This window comes from Klebsiella sp. JB_Kp031 (assembly GCF_040064295.1).
GTDB lineage: Bacteria > Pseudomonadota > Gammaproteobacteria > Enterobacterales > Enterobacteriaceae > Klebsiella > Klebsiella quasipneumoniae.
Genome location: NZ_JBEAJW010000032.1, coordinates 23,992 through 43,587, shown reverse-complemented (window position 1 = coordinate 43,587; position 19,596 = coordinate 23,992). Strand labels below are relative to the sequence as shown.

At 62.4% G+C, this 19,596-nt stretch carries 19 protein-coding genes and 2 pseudogenes; 6 read left to right on the top strand and 15 right to left on the bottom strand.

Going from position 1 to position 19,596, the window contains the following annotated elements:
- Positions 1-143: 143 nt before the first annotated feature.
- The 10 genes and pseudogenes from hpaA to ABLV64_RS15160 form a co-directional block, all read right to left on the bottom strand.
- The gene (gene hpaA, locus ABLV64_RS15205; protein ID WP_004204176.1) at positions 144-1,034 is read right to left on the bottom strand and encodes a 4-hydroxyphenylacetate catabolism regulatory protein HpaA; all 891 of its coding nucleotides are present in this window, start codon (positions 1,032-1,034) and stop codon (positions 144-146) included.
- 9 nt (positions 1,035-1,043) lie between these two features.
- The gene (gene hpaX / locus ABLV64_RS15200; RefSeq protein ID WP_004204177.1) at positions 1,044-2,402 is read right to left on the bottom strand and encodes a 4-hydroxyphenylacetate permease; all 1,359 of its coding nucleotides are present in this window, start codon (positions 2,400-2,402) and stop codon (positions 1,044-1,046) included.
- Between the two features lie 21 nt (positions 2,403-2,423).
- Positions 2,424-3,221 (bottom strand): 4-hydroxy-2-oxoheptanedioate aldolase, encoded by a 798-nt coding sequence (hpaI, locus tag ABLV64_RS15195; RefSeq protein ID WP_017899125.1) that lies wholly within the window; start codon positions 3,219-3,221, stop codon positions 2,424-2,426.
- A 10-nt stretch (positions 3,222-3,231) separates the two neighbouring features.
- Positions 3,232-4,035, bottom strand: coding sequence for a 2-oxo-hept-4-ene-1,7-dioate hydratase (hpaH, locus tag ABLV64_RS15190; RefSeq protein ID WP_004204180.1), 804 nt, complete (start codon positions 4,033-4,035; stop codon positions 3,232-3,234).
- 108 nt (positions 4,036-4,143) lie between these two features.
- A complete protein-coding gene (locus ABLV64_RS15185) occupies positions 4,144-4,524 on the bottom strand; it encodes a 5-carboxymethyl-2-hydroxymuconate Delta-isomerase (RefSeq protein WP_017899124.1) in 381 nt (126 codons plus the stop codon).
- 9 nt (positions 4,525-4,533) lie between these two features.
- The gene (gene hpaD / locus ABLV64_RS15180) at positions 4,534-5,391 is read right to left on the bottom strand and encodes a 3,4-dihydroxyphenylacetate 2,3-dioxygenase (protein ID WP_002887492.1); all 858 of its coding nucleotides are present in this window, start codon (positions 5,389-5,391) and stop codon (positions 4,534-4,536) included.
- A 1-nt stretch (position 5,392) separates the two neighbouring features.
- Positions 5,393-6,859 (bottom strand): 5-carboxymethyl-2-hydroxymuconate semialdehyde dehydrogenase, encoded by a 1,467-nt coding sequence (hpaE, locus tag ABLV64_RS15175; RefSeq protein WP_002887494.1) that lies wholly within the window; start codon positions 6,857-6,859, stop codon positions 5,393-5,395.
- A complete protein-coding gene (locus ABLV64_RS15170) occupies positions 6,856-7,620 on the bottom strand; it encodes a fumarylacetoacetate hydrolase family protein (RefSeq protein WP_048294123.1) in 765 nt (254 codons plus the stop codon). The genes hpaE and ABLV64_RS15170 overlap by 4 nt, the downstream gene beginning before the upstream one ends.
- Positions 7,621-7,637: 17 nt before the next feature.
- A pseudogene (locus tag ABLV64_RS15165) lies at positions 7,638-8,249 on the bottom strand (fumarylacetoacetate hydrolase family protein); the annotation flags it as partial.
- Positions 8,250-8,306: 57 nt separating this feature from the next.
- Positions 8,307-8,471: pseudogene (locus ABLV64_RS15160) on the bottom strand (hypothetical protein).
- 64 nt (positions 8,472-8,535) lie between these two features.
- Here ABLV64_RS15160 and hpaR point away from each other — a divergent pair.
- On the top strand, positions 8,536-8,976 hold the full coding sequence (hpaR, locus tag ABLV64_RS15155) for a homoprotocatechuate degradation operon regulator HpaR (RefSeq protein ID WP_002887503.1): 441 nt from the start codon (positions 8,536-8,538) through the stop codon (positions 8,974-8,976).
- Between the two features lie 3 nt (positions 8,977-8,979).
- Here hpaR and ABLV64_RS15150 read toward each other — a convergent pair whose 3' ends face one another.
- Genes ABLV64_RS15150 through ABLV64_RS15135 form a run of 4 tightly spaced genes read right to left on the bottom strand, consistent with a single transcriptional unit; the run spans position 8,980 to position 12,536 of the window.
- Entirely contained in the window at positions 8,980-10,242 is a 1,263-nt protein-coding gene (locus tag ABLV64_RS15150; RefSeq protein ID WP_074440935.1) for an FAD-dependent oxidoreductase, read from the bottom strand.
- A complete protein-coding gene (locus ABLV64_RS15145; protein ID WP_004204189.1) occupies positions 10,223-10,486 on the bottom strand; it encodes a (2Fe-2S)-binding protein in 264 nt (87 codons plus the stop codon). The genes ABLV64_RS15150 and ABLV64_RS15145 overlap by 20 nt, the downstream gene beginning before the upstream one ends.
- Positions 10,483-11,592 carry an FAD-dependent oxidoreductase gene (locus ABLV64_RS15140; RefSeq protein ID WP_032455501.1) on the bottom strand — a complete coding sequence of 370 codons (1,110 nt, stop codon included), beginning with the start codon at positions 11,590-11,592 and terminating at the stop codon, positions 10,483-10,485. Before ABLV64_RS15140 ends, ABLV64_RS15145 begins: the two co-directional genes overlap by 4 nt.
- Complete coding sequence (locus ABLV64_RS15135) at positions 11,589-12,536, bottom strand: 4-hydroxyproline epimerase (RefSeq protein WP_004204193.1); 948 nt, start codon at positions 12,534-12,536, stop codon at positions 11,589-11,591. Before ABLV64_RS15135 ends, ABLV64_RS15140 begins: the two co-directional genes overlap by 4 nt.
- 310 nt (positions 12,537-12,846) lie before the next feature.
- On the opposite strand from ABLV64_RS15135, the gene ABLV64_RS15130 reads away from it, so the two are divergent.
- The 5 genes from ABLV64_RS15130 (at position 12,847) to ABLV64_RS15110 (ending at position 19,001) form a co-directional block, all read left to right on the top strand.
- Positions 12,847-13,671: an AraC family transcriptional regulator gene (locus ABLV64_RS15130; protein ID WP_348843306.1), complete on the top strand. Its 825-nt coding sequence runs from the start codon at positions 12,847-12,849 to the stop codon at positions 13,669-13,671.
- A gap of 151 nt (positions 13,672-13,822) precedes the next feature.
- Positions 13,823-14,743, top strand: coding sequence for a dihydrodipicolinate synthase family protein (locus ABLV64_RS15125; RefSeq protein ID WP_004204197.1), 921 nt, complete (start codon positions 13,823-13,825; stop codon positions 14,741-14,743).
- Between the two features lie 14 nt (positions 14,744-14,757).
- Positions 14,758-16,362, top strand: a complete 1,605-nt coding sequence (locus ABLV64_RS15120; RefSeq protein ID WP_348843305.1) for an aldehyde dehydrogenase (NADP(+)) — start codon at positions 14,758-14,760, stop codon at positions 16,360-16,362.
- A gap of 15 nt (positions 16,363-16,377) precedes the next feature.
- On the top strand, positions 16,378-17,979 hold the full coding sequence (locus ABLV64_RS15115; protein ID WP_004204200.1) for an APC family permease: 1,602 nt from the start codon (positions 16,378-16,380) through the stop codon (positions 17,977-17,979).
- A gap of 11 nt (positions 17,980-17,990) precedes the next feature.
- Entirely contained in the window at positions 17,991-19,001 is a 1,011-nt protein-coding gene (locus tag ABLV64_RS15110; RefSeq protein ID WP_348843304.1) for an Ldh family oxidoreductase, read from the top strand.
- 29 nt (positions 19,002-19,030) lie between these two features.
- Here the strand turns inward: ABLV64_RS15110 and ABLV64_RS15105 are convergent, their stop codons facing one another.
- Positions 19,031-19,564, bottom strand: a complete 534-nt coding sequence (locus ABLV64_RS15105; protein WP_108450696.1) for a GNAT family N-acetyltransferase — start codon at positions 19,562-19,564, stop codon at positions 19,031-19,033.
- Positions 19,565-19,596 lie beyond the last annotated feature (32 nt).

The following is a 19,596-nucleotide window of genomic DNA, read 5'->3' as shown; positions in this document are numbered from 1 at the left end:
CTTGTCGTGAAGGGACGTTTGCGACAACGACGGGTACTTTTCAGGCGGGAGTGAATTTTGTGATCTCTGCAGCTTTTGCCGGCTGGCGCGGCGCTGACCCGACCTGTGGGCCATCGTCCGGCAGGCGCAGCGCCAGCGGGAACTTACGATACCGGTACTTTTTGCGCCCGGTAGCTGCTGGGCGAGCAGCCGACCTGGCGGCTAAAAAAGCGCGCAAAATAAGCGGGATCTTTAAACCCCAGCTGCCAGGCTATCTCATTAACCGCGCTATCGGAAAACAACAGCAGCCGCTTCGCCTCGCGTAGCTGGCGGTCGAATATCAGCCGCTTCGGCGAACGGTTGGCAAAGCGGCGACAGATATCGGTCAGCCGCGATTCGGTCAGGTGCAGCTCCCTGGCGTAATCCGGTACCGTCCAGTGCTGATGGTAGTGGCTGTCGATCATCTGGTTAAAGCGCTGGAATAGCTTCAGCTCGCCGCGCATGCCGCTGGCAGCGTGATCGTCGAGCTTTGCGTTACGCAATAGCAGGGTAAAGACCGCCTGCGCCAGCAGCGCCAGGGTATGCTCGCGCCCCGGCAACTGGGCGGTAGATTCCCGGCGAATCAGCTGCCAGTAGTGCGCCAGCGCCGCCAGCTCGTCGGGTTTATCCGCCAGCGACAGGCAGATCCCCGGCAGGCCGAAGGTCTCCCGCGTGCCGGGATAAAGCACCTCCAGCAGCGGCCAGATGAGTTCTTCGTGCACCGTCAACACGTGACCATCGCTATCGGACTCGGTAATAAAGGCGTGCGGCACCGAAGGCGGCGTTATCACAAACAGCGGCGCCTGCACCGAGTAGCGATGGTCATCAAGCTGCAGCTCAATCTGCCCGGTATCAAGAAAGTGCATCTGAAAATAGCGGTCGTGGCGATGCGCCTGCATGTCGCGGCCAAAAAAGGCCGCCATACGGGCAAACGACTGATAGTGCACCTCTTCGGTACCCAGGCTCTCGTCGTAATCTTTATTGATGTCGATGTTGGCGATGGAATGCTGACACATACCCGCTCCTTAGTGGCCTTTTTGCGCCGCTAAGCCCGGCGCGGCGGCGGCGTCCTCACGCTGGCTCATTGGAATGCGGGTGAGCACCAGCGCGCCGACGATCAGCAGTCCGGCGACAAACCACAGCCCGGAGCTAAAGCTGCCGGTGGTATCACGCAAAATGCCGATCAACAGCGGGCTGACGGCAGAGCCGACGTTGCCGATGGCGTTGATCACCGCCAGCGCCACCGCGCGCGACTGCAGGCTGATCACCCGATCCGGGGTGGTCCAGAAAATGGCCATCGCGGTAAAGGATCCCACCGAAGCCATAATAATGCCGATCAGCTGGATCAGGCTGTGGTGCGTTGCCGAAGCCAGCAGCCAACCCGCCGCGGCGAACAGGTAGGGCAGGATGGTATGCATCTTGCGCTCTTTGCGCCGGTCGGAGCGGCGACTCCACCAGATCATGCCGAAAATGGTGCAGAACTGCGGGATCGCCGCCAGCAGGCCAATCATGATGTTGCTACTGCCGGTGTTGAAGCTCTGCAGGATCTGCGGCGTCCAGATATTAATGGCGCTGAGGGTATTGGTCAGGCAGAAGTAGGCCAGGGTATACATCAGCACCGCTGGCGTCAGGACTTCGCGCAGCGTGGAACGCGGCGAAGCCGGGACGATCGCCGCATGTTCCCGTTCGCGATCGATCATCGCCTTCAGCGCCTGTTTCTCTTCGTTATCCAGCCAGTTGGCTTTATCCGGCGTGTCGTTGAGGAAGAACCAGGTGACGACGCCAAGCACCACCGATGGCAGGCCTTCCAGCAGAAACAGCCACTGCCAGCCCTTCAGGTTCCACAGGCCGTCGAGCGCCAGAATATAGCCGGAAAGTATCGAGCCGAGCATCATGGTCACCGGCATGGCGATCATAAACAGGGCGTTGGCGCGGGCGCGATGGTAGGCCGGGAACCACCAGGTCAGATAGACGAGGATCCCTGGTAGGAAACCAGCCTCGGCGATGCCGACCAGCATGCGCAGGATGTACAGCGTATGCGGGCTGGTGGCGAACATGGTACAGGTCGAGGCGATCCCCCAGACCACCATGATCCCGGCGATCCAACGGCGCGCGCCAACTTTCGCCAGCATGATATTGCTGGGGATCCCGCACAGCACGTAGGTGACGTAGAACAGCGTCGCCGCCAGGCCGAACATGGTGGAGGTCAGACCGAGGTCTTTGCCCATCGTCAGGCCGGCGAAGCCGATATTAATGCGGTCCAAAAATGAGAAAACAAAGAGAACGAACAGGAAGGTGATCAGGCGGCGGAACAGCTTTTTGATCACCCGGTTTTCTACTTCAACGGATTTATTATCATTGTGTTGCAGGGTAGAGGTAGTCATGTTGCGCTCCACATTATCCGTTCAATAGACGGATTTATTGTTATCGGTTGTGGTCGTTGCGGTGTGGGTAAACCGGGCCGCCAGCGCTTCTGCGCCGCGGGCCAGCAGGGTGGTATCGACGCCGACGGCGACGAACAGCGCGCCCAGTTCGAGATAGCGCTTCGCCAGCTGTTCATTGGCCATCAGGATCCCCGGCGCTTTACCGGCCTGACGGATTTGCTGGATGGCATCTTCAATGGCGGCCTGTACTTCCGGGTGCTGCGGATTGCCGCCGTGACCCATATCGGCGCTGAGGTCCGCCGGGCCGATAAACACCCCGTCCACCCCGTCGACATCGAGGATCTGCGGCAGATTTTTCAGCGCTTCGCGGGTCTCAATCTGTACCAGGACGCACATGGCGTCGTTGGCCTGGTGGAGATAATCCGGCACGCGGTTCCAGCGCGAGGCGCGGGCCAGCGCGCTGCCGACGCCGCGCATGCCGGCGGGCGGGTAGCGGGTGGCTCTGACCGCCAGCCGCGCTTCGTCGGCGTTCTGAACCATCGGCACCAGCAGGGTTTGCGCGCCGATATCCAATAGCTGTTTGATCTGCACCGGGTCGTTCCACGATGGGCGGACCACCGGCTGGCTAGGGTAGGGCGCGATGGCCTGAAGCTGGGTCAGCACCGTTTGTACATTGTTGGGCGCATGTTCGCCGTCGATCAGCAGCCAGTCGAAGCCGGCGCCGGCCAGCAGTTCGGCGCTGTAGCTACTGCACAGCCCAAGCCACAGGCCGATTTGCGGACGCCCGGCCTTGAGCGCCGCTTTAAAAGCGTTGTTCATGTTGCTCTCCTCAGACAAAGCGGCAGCTGATGGCGCCCATATTGCCGTAGTCGACATGGAAGGTATCGCCCTTGCGTGCCGGTACCGGACGGGTAAAGGAGCCGCCGAGAATAATCTGCCCGGCTTCGAGCTGAACATCGTACGGCGCCAGCTTGTTGGCCAGCCAGGCCACGCCGTTGGCCGGGTGATTGAGCACCCCGGCGGCGACGCCGGTCTCCTCAATCACGCCGTTGCGGTACAGCAGGGCGGAGATCCAGCGCAGATCCAGCTCGTCGGGTTTAATCGGGCGGCCGCCGAGGATCACCCCGGCGTTGGCGGCGTTATCGGAAATGGTGTCGAACACTTTGCGCGGGCGCTGGGTTTCCGGATCGATGTTGTGGCAGCGGGCGTCAATAAGCTCCAGCGCCGGAATAACGAAGTCGGTGGCGTTGTAGACATCAAACAGCGTGCAGTTCGGGCCGCGCAGCGGTTTGGCCAGCACGAAGGCCAGCTCGACTTCGATACGCGGAACGATAAAGCGGTCGGTGGGGATATCGCTGCCGTCGTGGAAGAACATATCGTCAAGCAGCGCGCCGTAGTCCGGCTCGCTGATCTGCGAGCTGGCCTGCATGGCTTTTGAGGTCAGGCCGATCTTGTGGCCTTTGAGTACGCGGCCTTCGGCGATCTTCATCTCGACCCACTCGCGCTGGACGGCGTAAGCGTCCTCAATGGTGATCGACGGATAATCCAGCGAGATCGCGCGGATCTGTTCACGCTGTTTTTCGGCCTGATTCAGCCGCTGGGCAATCAGGGTTCGGGTCTGTTTATCGAGCATAGAGATTCCTGTGGCATTGTATTGCCGGATGGCGCTTCGCTTATCTGGCCTACAAATTCATGGCCGTTGTAGGCCCGGTAAGCGCAGCGCCACCGGGCAATTTGCACATTATTTAAATAACGCGTGCACGTTGTTCTGTTTGTAGTTCAGCGTCGGGTCGAGCTCTTCCATGGCGAACGACAGCGCCAGGTAGCGACTCTCCATCAGCGCCGCGAAATGGGATTTGATCAGCGCGAACAGCATATCTCCCACGTCCTGACGGCTCTCCAGGCTGCGCCCGGAGCCGATCTTCAGCGTCATATGGACAAAGGCGTAATCCTGCTTGCCGTCGGCCATCTGCCAGGTATCGAGCCAGTGGGCACGGCTGCGGATCCCGCCGATCGGAAAGATGCCGGTGGCGGCCAGCGCCTCGTTGACTTTGGCGAACAGCCCGGGCAGATCGGCCTGCTCGCGGATGTTGTCGGTACATTCGGCGATAAAATGCGGCATAGGGCCCCCTTACGCCTGCGCCGGCAGCGGGAACACGGCGTTAACCTGGCCGGTACCGGAGCTGGCGAACAGCTCGGTGATAAACTCCACCTTGCCGTCATATTTATCCCAGCCCAGCAGGCCGAGCAGCATCACCGTGTCGTGCATGTTGCCTTCGCCGTAGCAGTAGTCGGCGTACTCCGGCAGCATGGTGCAGAACTCTTTAAATTTGCCCTCGCGCCACAGCTTCACCACCCGCTCATCCATCTGATGATCGAACTCGCGGGTGTAGCTGTTCATCCCCTCTTCGGCGCGTTGATCGTCGATAAAGCGGTGCGACAGCGAGCCGCTGGCCAGCACCGCCACGGTGCCGTCATATTTCTCAATGGCTTTGAGGATCGCTTCGCCCAGCCTGCGGCTGTCGGCAAAGTCGTGAACGGTACAGAAGGCGGAAATAGACACCACTTTGAAATGCTTATCGCTGTTCATGTAGCGCATCGGCACCAGGGTGCCGTACTCCAGCTTCAGGCTCGGAATATTGTGCGCTTTGGCGCGTACCCCGAGCTTCACCGCCTCGTCGGCGATGAGCTGGCCCAGCTCCGGGTTGCCGTCGTAGTCGTAGGTCATGTCGCGAATAAAATGCGGCAGTTCGTTACTGGTGTAGACGCCCTGGAAATGGTCGGCGCAGTTGATGTGGTAGGCGCTGTTGACCAGCCAGTGGGTGTCGAACACGATGATGGTATCGACGCCCATTTCGCGGCAGCGCTTGCCAATTTCTTTATGTCCGTCGATCGCGCCCTGGCGGCAGCCGTGGTTTTTCCCCGGCAGCTCAGACAGATACATCGACGGCACGTGAGTGATTTTTGCTGCTAACGCTAACTTACCCATATCAGACTCCCCATTTCGGGATCGGATGGTCGCCCATCGAGATGCAGACGTTTTTCATTTCGGCGAACACTTCAAAGCTGTACTCGCCGCCTTCGCGGCCGGTGCCGGAGGCCTTCACGCCGCCGAACGGCTGACGCAGGTCGCGCACGTTCTGGGTGTTGACGAACACCATCCCGGCTTCAATACCGCGCGCCAGACGCAGCACTTTGCTGACGTCCTGGGTCCAGATATACGACGCCAGGCCGTATTCCACATCGTTAGCCAGGCGCAGCCCTTCCGCTTCGTCTTTGAACGGCAGCAGGCAGGCGACCGGGCCAAAAATCTCTTCCTGCGCGACGCGCATGCGGTTGTCGACATCCGCCAGCACCGTCGGGCGCAGGAAGTTGCCGGCTTTCAGATGCGCCGGCAGGTCGGACGGCTTATCCGCGCCGCCGGCCAGCAGGGTGGCCCCCTCTTCGATGCCGAGGCGAATGTAACCGGACACTTTCTCCCAATGCTGTTGGCTAATCAGCGCGCCGACCTGGGTATTCGGATCGGTCGGATCGCCCACGCGCAGGCGGTTGGCGCGCTCGGCGAAGCGCTTGACGAACTCCGGATAAATACTCTGCTGAATGAAAATGCGCGAGCCGGCGGTGCAGCGTTCGCCGTTGATCGAGAAGATGGTGAACAGCGCGGCGTCGAGCGCGCGCTCGATATCGGCATCTTCAAAAATCAGCACTGGCGATTTGCCGCCCAGCTCCATGGAGTACTTTTTCAGGCCGGCGTTTTTCATGATGTTGCGCCCGGTGGCGGTGCCGCCGGTGAAGGAGACGGCGCGCACATCATGATGGCGCACCAGCGCGTCGCCGGCGGTGGCGCCGTAGCCCTGCACCACGTTCAGCACGCCGGCCGGGATCCCGGCCTCCAGCGCCAGCTCGCCCAGACGATCGGCGGTCAGCGGAGACAGCTCGGACATTTTCAGCACTGCGGTATTGCCTAAGGCCAGGCACGGCGCCACCTTCCAGGTGGCGGTCATAAACGGCACGTTCCACGGCGACACCAGCGCGCAGACGCCCACCGGCTGCACCAGGGTGTAGTTCAGCATCTTGTCGTCGACGGGGTAGGTTTTGCCGTTCATCTGCTGGCACACTTCGGCGAAAAATTCGAAGTTATGCGACGCCCGCGGGATCAGCACGTTTTTGGTCTGGTGGATTGGCAGACCGGTATCGGCAGTTTCCATCGCCGCGATCTCCGGGACATTCTGATCGATCAGATCCCCCAGGCGGCGCATCAGGCGCGCGCGCTCTTTCATCGGCAGATTAGCCCACTTCGGGAAGGCCTCTTTTGCCGCCGCTACCGCCTGGTTGATTTCGGCTTCGCCGCCGGAGGCGACTTCCGCCAGTACCTCGCCGGTGGCCGGGTTGGTGGTATGAAAATAGTCTGCGCCGGCAACGTTTTTACCGTTAATCCAATGGTTAATCTTTTTCATGACAGTGTCTCCTCATACGCTTGCTGGCTGATGATATGGTTGACCAGGCGGCCCACGCCCTCGACTTCAACGATCACCTCGTCGCCTGGCACCACATCGGATAGCCCTTTCGGCGTGCCGGTGGCGATCATGTCGCCCGGTTGCAGGGTCATAAATTCACTTAAGTAAGCGATGAGGAACGGGATGCTGAAGATCAGATCGGCGGTGGTGCCCTGCTGGCGCAGTTCGCCGTTGACCCAGGTGCGCAGGGCCAGATTATGCGGATCCGGGATCGCCTCTTTGCCGACGATCCACGGGCCGATCGGCGTCAGGGTGTCGCGGCTTTTCACCCGCAGGTTCGGCCGATAGTAGTTTTCCAGATAGTCGCGGATCGCGTAGTCGTTGCACACGGTATAGCCGGCGACATAGTCCATGGCCTCGGCTTCGCTGACGCGGCGGGCGGTTTTACCGATCACCACCACCAGTTCGGCTTCGTAGTGCATGTATTCGACGTTATCCGGGCGTACCGACTGCTGCTGGTGGCCAGTAAAGGTGTTTGGCGCTTTGATGAACACCAACGGCTCGGTTGGCGGCTTAAACTCCAGCTCGCTGGCGTGGTCGGCGTAATTCAGCCCCAGCGCGAACAGCGTGCCGTCGGCGGGCGGCAGCCAACGGAATTCACCTTCTTTTAATACCGTGCCATCGTCCAGGCGCACCTGGTCGCGTTCATCGACCAGCACGTCGCGTACCTGTCCCTGCCATTCAATGCGTGCCTGTTTCATGCCAGCTCTCCTTCTGCGACAACCGGGTTTTCCAGCGTCGGGAAACCGTCGGCGAGGATACGTACCCGGTCGCCGGGGCGCAGCGTGACGCGGGAGTGGGGCGTACCGATGAGGATCGCGTCGCCGGGATTGAGGGTGGCGAACTCGCTCAAGGCGCTCAGCAGCTGCGCGGCGTTACGCTGCAGATCGCCGGTATGCCAGTTGTCCGCTTCGCGGCCGTTGATTTCGGTGATGATGGTCAGGTTATCGACGTTGCGCACCGGCGACAGCGCGCCGACGGGGCAGAAGCCATCGCGGCACTTGGCCTTGATCGCCGGGCGATAAAAACTCTCTTCCGGCAGGCTGACGTCGTTAGCCAGCGCGTAGCCGGCGATATAGTTCGCCGCCTCTTCTTCCGCCACCTTGCGCGCGGTTTTGCCGACAATCAGCGCCACGGTGGCGCCGCTTTGCACGGTTTCACCCGGCGGATAGGGGATCGCCTCGCCATCGCCAATCACGGTATTGCGCGGCTTAATAAACCAGACCGCGGTCTTCGGCGGCGTCTTGTAGGGGGCCTGTTGAAACGCCTCGCGCCAGGCGTCGAGCTGGCTGCGATGATTGAGCGCAACGGCGAAGATGGTACCTTTCATTCACCACTCCTCTGGGACTGATTTCGGTTCAAAGGGATTTCGTTAATATATTAATGATCATCTTTTATGCTTTGCGCTGAGGTTTAGCAACTGGAAGTGAATGTTTTGTGATCTGATTAACACAATATTTACACATCAGTAACTTATTTATTATTAATCAATGAGTTGAATATTTTTAACGGAAAGGCTGGTACTTTTCAGGTGCAGAAACCGGTTGTACATGGCAGGATTAACGCTAATTATTAATTTGTTAATAAGTTTTAGATGAGGCCGTTGAGGGGAAACTATGCATGATTCATTAACCATTGCCTTGTTGCAGGCGCGTGAAGCGGCGATGGCCTACTTTCGACCGATCGTTAAACGACACAATCTCACCGAACAGCAGTGGCGGATCGTGCGGATCCTCGCCGAACGTCCGTCGATGGACTTTCACGATCTGGCTTTTCGCGCCTGTATCCTGCGCCCCAGTCTGACCGGTATTTTGACGCGTATGGAGCGGGATGGACTGGTGCTGCGCCTGAAGCCGGTTAACGATCAGCGCAAGCTATACGTCTCGCTGACGCCTGCCGGAACCGCGCTGTACGAAAGCGCCCAGGCGGAGGTGGAAGAAACCTATCGTCTGCTGGAGGCTCAGTTCACCACGGAAAAGCTGCAGCAACTGACCTCGCTGCTGGAGGAGTTTATTGCGCTTGGCGTCCCTGCCGGGCGCGGTGATGAAGAAGAGTAGCGGTTACGGCTCGGCGCTCAGCCTGGCGAGGGCAATAAGCGTTTCCGCGCGGGCGGGGGACAGCGGCTCTCTCGGCTGCGGCAGCGGCCAGCCATACAGCCAGCGGGCGCTGGCGGCGCAGGTGCGCCCTTGACAGGCGCCCATTCCGCAGCGCTGGGTCAGTTTGGCCTGCAGCCAGTCGTCGGCGGCAGCCACGTCGCCGCAGCGCACATCTTCGCAACGGCACAGCAGGCTCTCCGGCGTCGCCGCGTTTTTCAACGACTCTGCCAGCTGGAAGGTGCGGTTGATAGCCGCGGCGAAGCGCTGCCAGCGGGCGCGACGGGCAAATCGCGCCTGGGCCTGCTGGCTGGCACCGGCGGCGGCATACCCGGCGATTTCGCCCTCCACCAGCGCCAGCTCGCTCCCGCCGAAACCGGTGCACTCCCCGGCGGCGTAGACATCCGCGATGCTGGTCTCCTGCCAGCGGTTAACCTGGATCGCCTCCTGCGCCGTGGCGCAACCGAACAGCAGCCCCGTCTCGATATTGGGCACCAGCCCGTAGCCGATGGCCAGCCGATCGCAGGCGATAGTCCGCTCGACGCCGCGCTGGCGCAATGTCACGGCCTCCAGCCGCGTTGTGCCGTGGGCGCGGATCGCCTGGGCGCCGCTAAGATAGCCTTTCGGGGCCAGCGTCGCTAACTGGCGCAGCTTCTGCGGCCAGCGCCACAGCCCGCTGGCGAAGCGCAGCAGCGCCGGGAGCGCCGCTTGCTCAATGATATTCGTTACCTGGCCTCCGGCCTTATTCACCGTATCCGCCACCGCCAGCAGCAGCGGGCCGCTGCCGGCAATCACCACCTTTTCTCCTTTCAGCGACAGGCCCTGCTTGATCTGCGCCTGCAGGCCGCCCGCGCCGGTCACGCCGGGTAAGGTCCAGCCGGGAAAGGGCAGCGACAGCTCGCGCGCACCGCAGCAGAGGATCAGTTTCTGCCAGTCAACCACGCCCCCGCCGTCGGCGGTTTCAAACAGCACGCTGCGCGCGGAGGGGCGGGCAATCAGCCGCGCGCCGTTCACCATCCGGATGGCGGCAGACGCGGCGATGGCGTCGCGGTAGCGCCGGGCCAGGGCGGGCAGCGTCGTCTGCGGGCCGGCGCGCCAGATTTGCCCGCCGGGTGCGGGGTTATCGTCGAGAATAATGACCTGCTTATTGCAGGCGGCGGCAGAGAGCGCGGCCGCCATGCCGGCGGGGCCGGCGCCGAGGATTAAAATGTCACAGCGCAGCGTGTGCATAGCGGCTCCTTTCTATTTGCATGCCGGCCCGGCACAGGGTCTGGCAGGCCAGCACCCGCCGGCCGTCGACGGTGATCCGGCACTCCTGGCAGATCCCCATGCCGCAAAACGGCGCGCGGGGGTCGCCGTTAACCGCCTGGCGGGTGGTGGGATCGCCGGTCAACGCCAGCGCCGCCGCCACGCTGATCCCTTCCGGCACCGTCAGCGCTTCGCCATCGACGGTGATGTTGAGCGTGTTATTCATGCGATCGCCTCCTGATGATACAGACGGGTCGGGAGCCAGGCCTCAGGCGCCAGCGGGCAGCGTTCGCCGAGGATCTGCGTCGCCAGCAGCTCAGCCGTCGCCGGGGCGGTGGTGACGCCCAGCCCTTCATGGCCCAGCGCCAGCCATACACCGCGGCGCGTGGGATGCGGGCCAATCAGCGGATTGCCATCCTGTGAGGCGGCGCGCAGGCCGCTCCAGCAGCGGATGATATTCAGCGTCGCCAGCGCCGGCACAAAATGGCGGGCGCGATCGAGCATCTGCCCCAGCAAGGGGAGATCCAGCTGGCGCTCGCGGTTATCAAACTGGCGCGACGAGCCAATCAGCAGCTGGCCGGTGGGCCGCGGCTGCAGGTTAAAGGCCACCGAGGTGCCGCCGCCGTGGGCGCTGGCGCCGTAACCCAGTTCAACCAGCTGGTGATGCACCCGCGGCCCGTAGCGATCGGTTATCGCCAGTTGGCCTTTTTTCGGCCGCAGCCAGTTTTCTGCTAACAGCGCGTTGGCTTCAAGGCCGCAGGCCACCACGATGGCCCGCGCCTGTAGCCGTTTGCCGCTGGCGAGCTGTACCTGTGGTTCGGTAATCGCCTGCGCGCTGTCGCGCAGGCAGGTGAGATGGTCTCCGGCATCGGCCACCAGCCAGCGGGCGACGTTCGGCGCGTAGACGATACCATCGCCGGGCACCCATAGCCCGCCAGCCAGCCCGCTGCGCAGCAGCGGTTCGCGCCCGGCGATCTGCTGCGGGGTCTGCAGCTCGCTGTGGACCTGATAGCCTGCCAGCCGCCGCTGTTTTTCGCCCGCGACGGCCATCTCTTCTTCGCTATCCGCCAGCCACAGCGTGCCGCAGCCGCGCCAGGCGCAAGCGTCGGGCATCCGCGGCGTGATGGCGCGCCAGCGCGCCAGCGACCACGCCGACAGCGCCAGTTCGGCGGGGTCGTCATCCATGCACACCAGATGGCCCATACCGGCCGCTGTCGCGCCGGGCTGACCGTCGTCGATAAGCGTCACGCTCTGCCCCCGCTTCGCCAGCTGCCACGCACAGGCGGCGCCGATGATCCCGGCGCCGATCACGATGACATCGCACGACTTCACGGGGCGATCCCCCAGCAAAAGGGATCGTCCGGGTTGAGGATCAACTGATTATCGCCGCACACCCAGGCTTCGCCGCGGATCGTGGGGATGATGCCTGCGGCGGCGCGCTGGTAGCTGGCGGTAAACTGGCTGCCGATGATGCTGGCCTGGCGCCAGATCGCTCCCGGCTGCAGTTTGCCATCCTGCGCCAGGCAGGCCAGCTTGGCGCTGGTGCCGGTGCCGCACGGCGAACGATCCCAGGCCTTTCCCGGACAGAGTACGAAGCTGCGGCTGTCGGCGGCATCGTCATCGGCGAACAGCTCGATATGATCGATAACGCCGCCGTCGTCGCCGCGGATCCCCGCGGCTTCCAGCCCCTCGCGCACCGCCCAGGCGTAGTCGGTGAGCTGTGGGATGTGCTCCGGGGTAATGGCGAACGGGTGATCGTTGATCAGGAAAAACCAGTTGCCGCCCCAGGCAATATCGCCGACGACGGGGCCGAGCGCGGTCTCCACGCGGACCTGCTTTTTCCAGCGGCGGGCCGGGACGTTTTGCACCGATACGCTGCCATCGTCGTGCAATGTGGCGCTTACGTCGCCGACCGGGGTTTCAATCAGATGTACCCCTGGCTGGATACGGCCAAGCCACGCCAGCGAGGCGATAAGCCCGATGGTGCCGTGGCCGCACATATTCAGAAAACCGGCGTTGTTGAAGAAAATGACGCCAGCGGTGGCCGCCGCCGAGACCGGCTGGCACAGCAGCGCGCCGACCAGCACATCGTTGCCGCGCGGTTCGAGAATCACCGCCTGACGCCAGCGATCGAAGTCACGGGCGAAACGGTCGCGGCGCTGCGCCATGCTGCCGCCGCCGAGGTCGGGGAAGCCGTCAACGATCAGGCGGGTGGGTTCGCCGCCGGTGTGTGAATCAATGGCTCTCAGCGCAATAGGGGGGCGTGGCGCGGTCATTCTGCTCTCCGAAAGTTAACATCATGTTTCATCATGCTGGCGCAACCTGGGGCGGGCGGCTTGAGCGCTTTCGGCAGAGATAATGACGAAATCGGCATAATCGTGCCGGGGTGATGTGCATACGTTGCATATTTATTTCTTATTAATCACTTGGTTAATGGCGTGGTAAACCGAAAGTGGCGATTGCGCCAGTGGATAAACCAGGGGAAGGCGTAAAGCGGATCCAGGATCGCAAAACCGGCGGTTACCGCTTGAGGTGTTAACAGGAAGTGAATAAATATCCTTCGGTCACTTACCATGAGGAAGCCCTATGATCGGTGTTTCTGAAGCGGCGCCGCCGCGCGCTGTTAATCAACCGGAGCTGGCGGTCGATGAGCTGAGCCAGATCTGCGAAGGGCTGGCGCGCCAGCGGCCGGAGAATATGCCGGCGCTGCTCAATGCCCTGGCGCTGATCGCCCCCCTGCTCAATGCCATCCCCAACGTGGTCTTTTTTATCAAAGACCGCGAGGCGCGTTATCTGCTGGCGAACCTGACGCTGGCCCGCCGCTGCGGTTTCAAAACCGTCTCCTCGCTGCTGGGGAAAACCTCCGCCGACGTCTTTCCTTCCACGCTGGGGCAGGGGTACACCGAACAGGATCTTCGGGTATTACGGGAGGGCGTGACCCTGCGCGACCAGCTGGAAATGCATCTCTACAATGGCCGGGAACGAGGCTGGTGCCTGACGCAGAAGCTGGCGCTGCGCGATGTCCGCGGTCAGGTGATCGGCATGGCCGGGATCTCTCACGATCTGCAGGAGGCCCACGCCCGCCATCCGGCGTGGCAGCGGCTGGCGATCGTCGACGATCATATCCGCCGCCACTATCACCGGCCGATCGCCATGGAAGAGTTGACCGCCCTAAGCGGGATGTCGATTGCGCAGATCGAGCGCTACTGCAAGCGGATCTTTCATCTCACCCCGCGGCAGATGATCCACAAAGTGCGTCTGGAAAAAGCCACCGAACTGCTGGCCGGCGATACGCCGATTACCGATATCGCCTTGCAGTGCGGCTATACCGATCACAGCGCCTTCAGCCGCCAGTTCAAAGCGATGACCGGCTCGACGTCGCGCGATTTTCGCCTGACGCTGCAGGGATAACGGCTGGCTCACACTTTTGTCGACTGTGCTAATTTCGTCATCGGATTAAGGGAAAACCGACAAGCCGCCGGTTCCGCGACGCGTCAATCTGTCAGTGAATATTCACCAATCATTCACCTCGACTTAACAAAATGACGACAAGGAACCGAGCATGAGCAATAAAGCGATTCACTGGAGCGGCGTATTCCCGGCGGTTAGCACGCAGTTTCGTAGCGATTACTCCCTCGATTTAGACGCCACCCACGCGGTGATGAAAAACCTGGTCAAAGATGGCGTTTCCGGGCTGGTGGTGTGCGGCAGCGTCGGGGAGAACACCTCCCTGAGCACTGATGAAAAATTGCAGATTATCGAAGTGGCGAAGGATGCCGCCGGCGGCAAAATTCCGGTGATCGCCGGGGTGGCCGAGTTCACCACCGCCTTTGCCCAGAAGATGGCGAAAGAGGCGGAGCGCGTCGGCGTCGACGGGATCATGGTGATGCCGGCGCTGGTCTACTCCTCAAAACCGCATGAAACCGCCGCCCACTTTCGCAGCGTGGCCACCGCCACCGACCTGCCGATCATGGTCTACAACAACCCGCCGATATACAAAAACGACGTGACGCCGGACATTCTCGCCACCCTGACCGATTGCGACAACATCGTCTGCTTTAAAGACTCCTCCGGCGATACCCGCCGCTTTATCGACCTGCGTAACACCGTTGGCGATCGCTTCGTGCTGTTTGCCGGGCTGGATGACGTGGTGGTGGAAAGTATCGCCGTCGGCGCGGAAGGGTGGATCTCCGGAATGTCCAACGCCTTCCCGCGCGAAGGGGAAACGTTATTCCGTCTCGCCCGCCAACAGCGTTACGAAGAGGCAATGGCGCTGTACCGCTGGTTCATGCCGCTGCTGCATCTCGATGCGCGTCCGGATCTGGTGCAGTGCATCAAGCTGTGCGAAGAGCTACTCGGACGCGGCAGCGCCGTGACCCGTCCGCCGCGTCTGGCGCTGGAAGGGGAAACGCGCCAGCAGGTGGTGGCGATCGTGGAACAGGCGCTGGCGACTCGTCCAGCCCTGCCGGACGTCGGCCTCTGAACCCAGGAGTCAGTATGAATGCATCTCAGACCATGGCGGGACGGCAGTTTATTGCCGGCCGCCGCGTTGCCAGCGGCGAGGCGACGCTATTGAGCCTGCGGGCGGTGGATGGGGAAGCCACCGGCCATCGCTTTTATCCGGCTTCACGCGAGGAGGCCGCCCAGGCCGCGGAGGCGGCACAGCAGGCGTTTGCCGTTTATTCACAAACCACGCCGCAGCAGCGGGCGCGCTTTCTCTGCGCCATTGCCGATGAGCTGGACGCGCTGGGGGAAGCGTTTTTTGCACTCGCCGAACAGGAGACCGCGCTGCCGCTGGCGCGGCTGCAGGGCGAGCGGGCGCGCACCAGCGGCCAGCTGCGGATGTTTGCTGGCGTGATCCTGCGCGGGGATACCTTCGCCGCCCGTATTGATACCGCCTTAGCCGACCGTCAACCGCTGCCGCGCCCGGACCTGCGCCAGTATCAGCAGGCGTTAGGGCCGGTGGCGGTGTTTGGCGCCAGCAACTTTCCGTTGGCCTTTTCCACCGCTGGCGGCGATACCGCCTCGGCGCTGGCGGCTGGCTGCCCGGTGGTGGTGAAGGCCCATCCGGGCCATATGGCCACCGCCGAGCTGACCGCTGAAGCGATCGTCCGGGCGGTCGCGCGATGCGGGTTACCCGGCGGCGTCTTCAATATGATTTTCGGGACTGATATCGGCGCCGAATTAGTCCGCCATCCGGCGATTCAGGCCGTTGGCTTTACCGGCTCACTGGCCGGCGGTAAGGCGCTGTATCAACTGGCGCAGCAGCGTTCGCAGCCAATCCCGCTGTTTGCTGAAATGTCGGCGATTAACCCGCTGATTATTCTACCGCAGGCGCTGCAGACGCGGGCCGAGGCGCTGGCGAACGAGCTGGTGGCGTCATTCACCCTCGGCGGCGGCCAGTTCTGTACCCGTCCGGGGCTGATTCTGGCGCTGCGCGGCGCCGGGCTGGAACGCTTTAAGTCGGCGCTGTGCACGGCGGTAGCGGGCTCTGCGCCGCAGGTGTTGCTCAATGCGCCGACCCTCCAGCACTACCGCCAGGGCGTGGCGGCCCTGGCGGCGCACCCGCATATCGAGAGGCTGGCGAGCGGCCTCGCCGCCGGCGCCGGGCAGGCGCAAACCCAGCTGTGGCAGGCTCAGGTCGAAGATCTGCTGGCGCAGGATACGCTGCTGCAGACCGAAGTTTTCGGCCCGCTATCGTTGCTGGTGGAAGTGGACGACGCGGTCCAGCTACAGGCGGTGGTGAAAGCGCTGCAGGGACAGCTCACCGCGACGCTACACGCGGAAGCGGACGACGGCCCGCTGGCGGCGAACCTGCTACCGCTGCTGTGCGAGAAGGTCGGACGGGTGCTGTTTAACGGTTATCCCACCGGCGTGGAAGTGTGCGATGCGATGGTCCACGGCGGCCCGTGGCCGGCGACGACCGATGCGCGCGGGACGTCGGTCGGCAGCCGGGCGATTGAGCGTTTTCTGCGCCCGGTCTGCCTGCAGAATGCGCCGGCCGCCCTGTTACCGCCGGCGCTGCAGGATGCGAACCCTTTGAACCTGCTGCGCCTGGTCAACGGCCAGTGGACCCGGGAAGCGATTTCCTCCTCTCATTGACGCAAGGGCATCACCATGACCATTCACACTACGCATAACAGTCAAACCCGCGTTGCTGAGTCGGGTAAGTTTAAAAAACAGCTGACCCTGACCGACCTCACCTTTATCGGCCTGGGCGCGATTTTCGGCTCGGGATGGTTATTCGCCGCCAGCCACGTCGCATCCATTGCCGGTCCGGCCGGGATCGCGTCGTGGGTGATCGGCGGCTTTGCGGTACTGCTGCTGGGGATTGTCTACTGTGAGCTGGGGGCGGCGCTGCCGCGCGCCGGCGGCATTATCCGCTACCCGGTCTTTTCCCACGGCGAGCTGATGGGCTATCTGCTGGGGTTCATCACCCTGATCGCCTTCTCCAGCCTGATCTCGATAGAAATCGTCGCCGCCCGGCAATACGCCGCGGCCTGGTTTCCGGTGCTGACCCAGCCGGGCTCCAGCTCGCCGACGCTGCTGGGGTGGGTAGTGCAGTTCCTGCTGCTCTGTTTCTTCTTTGCGCTGAATTACTACAGCGTCAAGACCTTCGCCCGCTCGAACAACTTCATCAGCGTGCTCAAGTTTCTGGTGCCGCTGCTGGTGGTGGTGACGCTGTTCGCCTTCTTTAAACCGGAGAACCTGCACGCGCAGGGCATTGCGCCGTTCGGTATGTCCGGGGTGGAAGCGGCGATCAGCGCCGGAGGGATTATCTTCGCCTATCTGGGACTGACGCCGATTATCTCGGTGGCCAGCGAAGTGCAAAAGCCGCAGCGGACTATCCCTATTGCGTTGATTTTATCAGTGGTGCTGTCAACGATTATCTACGTGCTGCTGCAGCTGGCGTTCCTTGGCAGTATCCCCACCGAGATGCTGGCCGGCGGTTGGGCCGAGGTGAGCAAACAGTTCTCGCTGCCGTATCGCGATATCGCCATTACCCTCGGCATGGGCTGGCTGGCCTTTATGGTCATTAGCGATGCGATCATCTCCCCGAGCGGCACCGGCAATATCTACATGAACGCGACACCGCGGGTGATCTACGGCTGGGCGAAGGCGGGCACCTTTTTTAAAGCCTTTACCCATATCGATAAAGCGTCCGGTATTCCGCGCCCGGCGCTGTGGCTGACCTTCGGGCTGTCGATTTTCTGGACGCTGCCATTCCCCTCATGGGAACAGTTAATTAGCGTGGTGTCGGCTGCCCTGGTGCTGAGCTACGCCATCGCCCCGGTGACCGCCGCCGGGCTGCGCCGCAACGCCCCGGATCTGCCGCGGCCGTTCCGCGTGCGCGCCTTCGCCATCATCGGCCCGGTATCGTTTATGGTCTCGGCGCTGATCGTCTACTGGTCCGGCTGGAATACGCTCTCGTGGCTGCTGGGGCTGCAGATCGTGATGTTTGTGGTGTACGTGATGTGCAAAGGCAAGGTGCCGGAACATACCGTGAGCCTGGCGCAGCAGGTGAAGTCTTCGCTGTGGCTGATCGCTTTTTATGCGTTGATTATCCTCTTTTCCTGGCTGGGCAGCTTCGGCGGGCTTAATGTTATTGGTCACCCCTGGGATACGGTGCTGGTGGCGGCAATGTCGCTGGGGATTTATTACTGGGGCGCGCGCAGCTGTCTGCCGCAGGCTAATTTTAGCGGAGACGAAGAAGAGTAAAGGAGAACAGTATGGAGTCGGTAACTCTATCGTTACCAGAAGCTTATGACCTGGCGCTGGCGGTGCTCAGCGTCAATGGATTCAGCGACGACCACGCGGCGGCTATCGCCCGTAACGTGGCCGCCGGGGAGCGCGACGGCTGCGCTTCCCACGGCCTGTGGCGGCTGTTGGGCATTGTCGATACCTTACGTAAAGGTAAGGTATCGCCTGATGCCGAGCCGCAGATCCACGACCAGGCGCCGGCGATTGTGCGGGCGGATGCAGGGGGCGCCTTTTCGCTGCTGGCCTACGAGCGCGCGCTGCCGCAGCTGCTGGAGAAAGCGCGGCACAGCGGCATTGCGGCGCTGGCGATTAACCGCTGCGTCCATTTTTCCGCGCTGTTTGCCGATATTGAGCCGTTGACCGAGGCAGGGCTGGTGGGGCTCGCCTGTACGCCAAGCCACGCCTGGGTCGCCCCGGCGGGCGGCACCCGTCCGCTGTTCGGCACCAACCCTATCGCCTTTGGCTGGCCGCGGCGGGACAAGCCGCCGTTTATTGTTGATATGGCGACCAGCGCCGCGGCGCGCGGCGAGATCCAGTTGCATCAGCGCGCCGGCAAAGCGCTACCGGAAGGGTGGGGAATCGACAGCCAGGGGCAGCCGACCACCGATGCCACAGAGGTGCTGAACGGCGCGATGTTAACCTTCGGCGGCCATAAGGGCTCGGCGCTGGCGGCAATGGTTGAGCTGCTGGCCGGGCCGCTTATCGGCGATATGACCAGCGCCGAATCGCTGGCGTGGGATAACGGCGCGGGCGGTTTACCCTACGGCGGAGAGCTGATTCTGGCGCTGGATCCGCAGCGCTTTCTCGGCGCGCAGGCACAAGAGCAGCTGGCGCGCGCCGAAACCCTGTTCAGCGGGATGCAGGAGCAAGGGGCACGGTTACCGGGCGAGCGGCGGTTCGCCTGTCGCCAGCAGAGTGAGCAGCAGGGAGTGGCTATCAGCCGCGCCTTATATGATGAGATTTGCGCCTTGCGGCCGTAGCAAAGCGCAGAGCGCGGCGGGGCCGAACATCAGAGCGCCAGGCGCATGGCGCAGCGCGTCTCCGGCGGCAGGCCGTGCCGGGTCTCCTGTTCTCTTTTCGCCGCCAGCCCGGCGGGCAGGGTCAGCTCATCAAGCATGGCGAATCCCAGACGGGTATAAAACGGCGCATTCCACGGCACGTCGCGGAAGGTGGTGAGGGTCACCGCCGGGTAAGCCATTTGCCGGGCGCCGTCGATAACCTGCTCCAGCAGCATCCGCCCGATGCCCTGATGCTGCCAGGCCTGGTGTACGGCGACTTCGACGATAAATAAGGCATCGTCGAGCGGTTCGGTCAGAATAAAACCCACCGGTTGCCCGGCGGCTTCCGCCAGCAGGCTATGCTCGGTTTCCAGATAATCATGATGACGCGCAACGCTAATCACCTCGCTGTCCGCCAGCCAGGCGAGAGCGGGGATCTGACGAAAAGCCTGAGCGGCGGAACGTTCAATGGCCGGCAGAAGGGCGATATCACTCTCCTCGGTCAGGCGTAATCCGGCGCCGGCAGTTATAGTGTTAGTTTTCATCACCTCAGCATAGCAGCCTTCGGGAGAAATGT

What these genes read in the sequence shown, in the direction of transcription:
- hpaD (WP_002887492.1), bottom strand. Translation starts at nt 5,391, where the DNA reads ATGGGTAAGTTAGCGTTAGCAGCAAAAATCACTCACGTGCCGTCGATG.
- ABLV64_RS15120 (WP_348843305.1), top strand. Translation starts at nt 14,758, where the DNA reads ATGAATGCATCTCAGACCATGGCGGGACGGCAGTTTATTGCCGGCCGC.
- hpaA (WP_004204176.1), bottom strand. Translation starts at nt 1,034, where the DNA reads ATGTGTCAGCATTCCATCGCCAACATCGACATCAATAAAGATTACGAC.
- hpaR (WP_002887503.1), top strand. Translation starts at nt 8,536, where the DNA reads ATGCATGATTCATTAACCATTGCCTTGTTGCAGGCGCGTGAAGCGGCG.
- ABLV64_RS15115 (WP_004204200.1), top strand. Translation starts at nt 16,378, where the DNA reads ATGACCATTCACACTACGCATAACAGTCAAACCCGCGTTGCTGAGTCG.
- ABLV64_RS15145 (WP_004204189.1), bottom strand. Translation starts at nt 10,486, where the DNA reads ATGAATAACACGCTCAACATCACCGTCGATGGCGAAGCGCTGACGGTG.
- ABLV64_RS15135 (WP_004204193.1), bottom strand. Translation starts at nt 12,536, where the DNA reads ATGACCGCGCCACGCCCCCCTATTGCGCTGAGAGCCATTGATTCACAC.
- ABLV64_RS15170 (WP_048294123.1), bottom strand. Translation starts at nt 7,620, where the DNA reads ATGAAACAGGCACGCATTGAATGGCAGGGACAGGTACGCGACGTGCTG.
- ABLV64_RS15125 (WP_004204197.1), top strand. Translation starts at nt 13,823, where the DNA reads ATGAGCAATAAAGCGATTCACTGGAGCGGCGTATTCCCGGCGGTTAGC.
- ABLV64_RS15110 (WP_348843304.1), top strand. Translation starts at nt 17,991, where the DNA reads ATGGAGTCGGTAACTCTATCGTTACCAGAAGCTTATGACCTGGCGCTG.
- hpaH (WP_004204180.1), bottom strand. Translation starts at nt 4,035, where the DNA reads ATGCTCGATAAACAGACCCGAACCCTGATTGCCCAGCGGCTGAATCAG.
- hpaE (WP_002887494.1), bottom strand. Translation starts at nt 6,859, where the DNA reads ATGAAAAAGATTAACCATTGGATTAACGGTAAAAACGTTGCCGGCGCA.
- hpaI (WP_017899125.1), bottom strand. Translation starts at nt 3,221, where the DNA reads ATGAACAACGCTTTTAAAGCGGCGCTCAAGGCCGGGCGTCCGCAAATC.
- ABLV64_RS15105 (WP_108450696.1), bottom strand. Translation starts at nt 19,564, where the DNA reads ATGAAAACTAACACTATAACTGCCGGCGCCGGATTACGCCTGACCGAG.
- hpaX (WP_004204177.1), bottom strand. Translation starts at nt 2,402, where the DNA reads ATGACTACCTCTACCCTGCAACACAATGATAATAAATCCGTTGAAGTA.
- ABLV64_RS15185 (WP_017899124.1), bottom strand. Translation starts at nt 4,524, where the DNA reads ATGCCGCATTTTATCGCCGAATGTACCGACAACATCCGCGAGCAGGCC.
- ABLV64_RS15130 (WP_348843306.1), top strand. Translation starts at nt 12,847, where the DNA reads ATGATCGGTGTTTCTGAAGCGGCGCCGCCGCGCGCTGTTAATCAACCG.
- ABLV64_RS15150 (WP_074440935.1), bottom strand. Translation starts at nt 10,242, where the DNA reads ATGCACACGCTGCGCTGTGACATTTTAATCCTCGGCGCCGGCCCCGCC.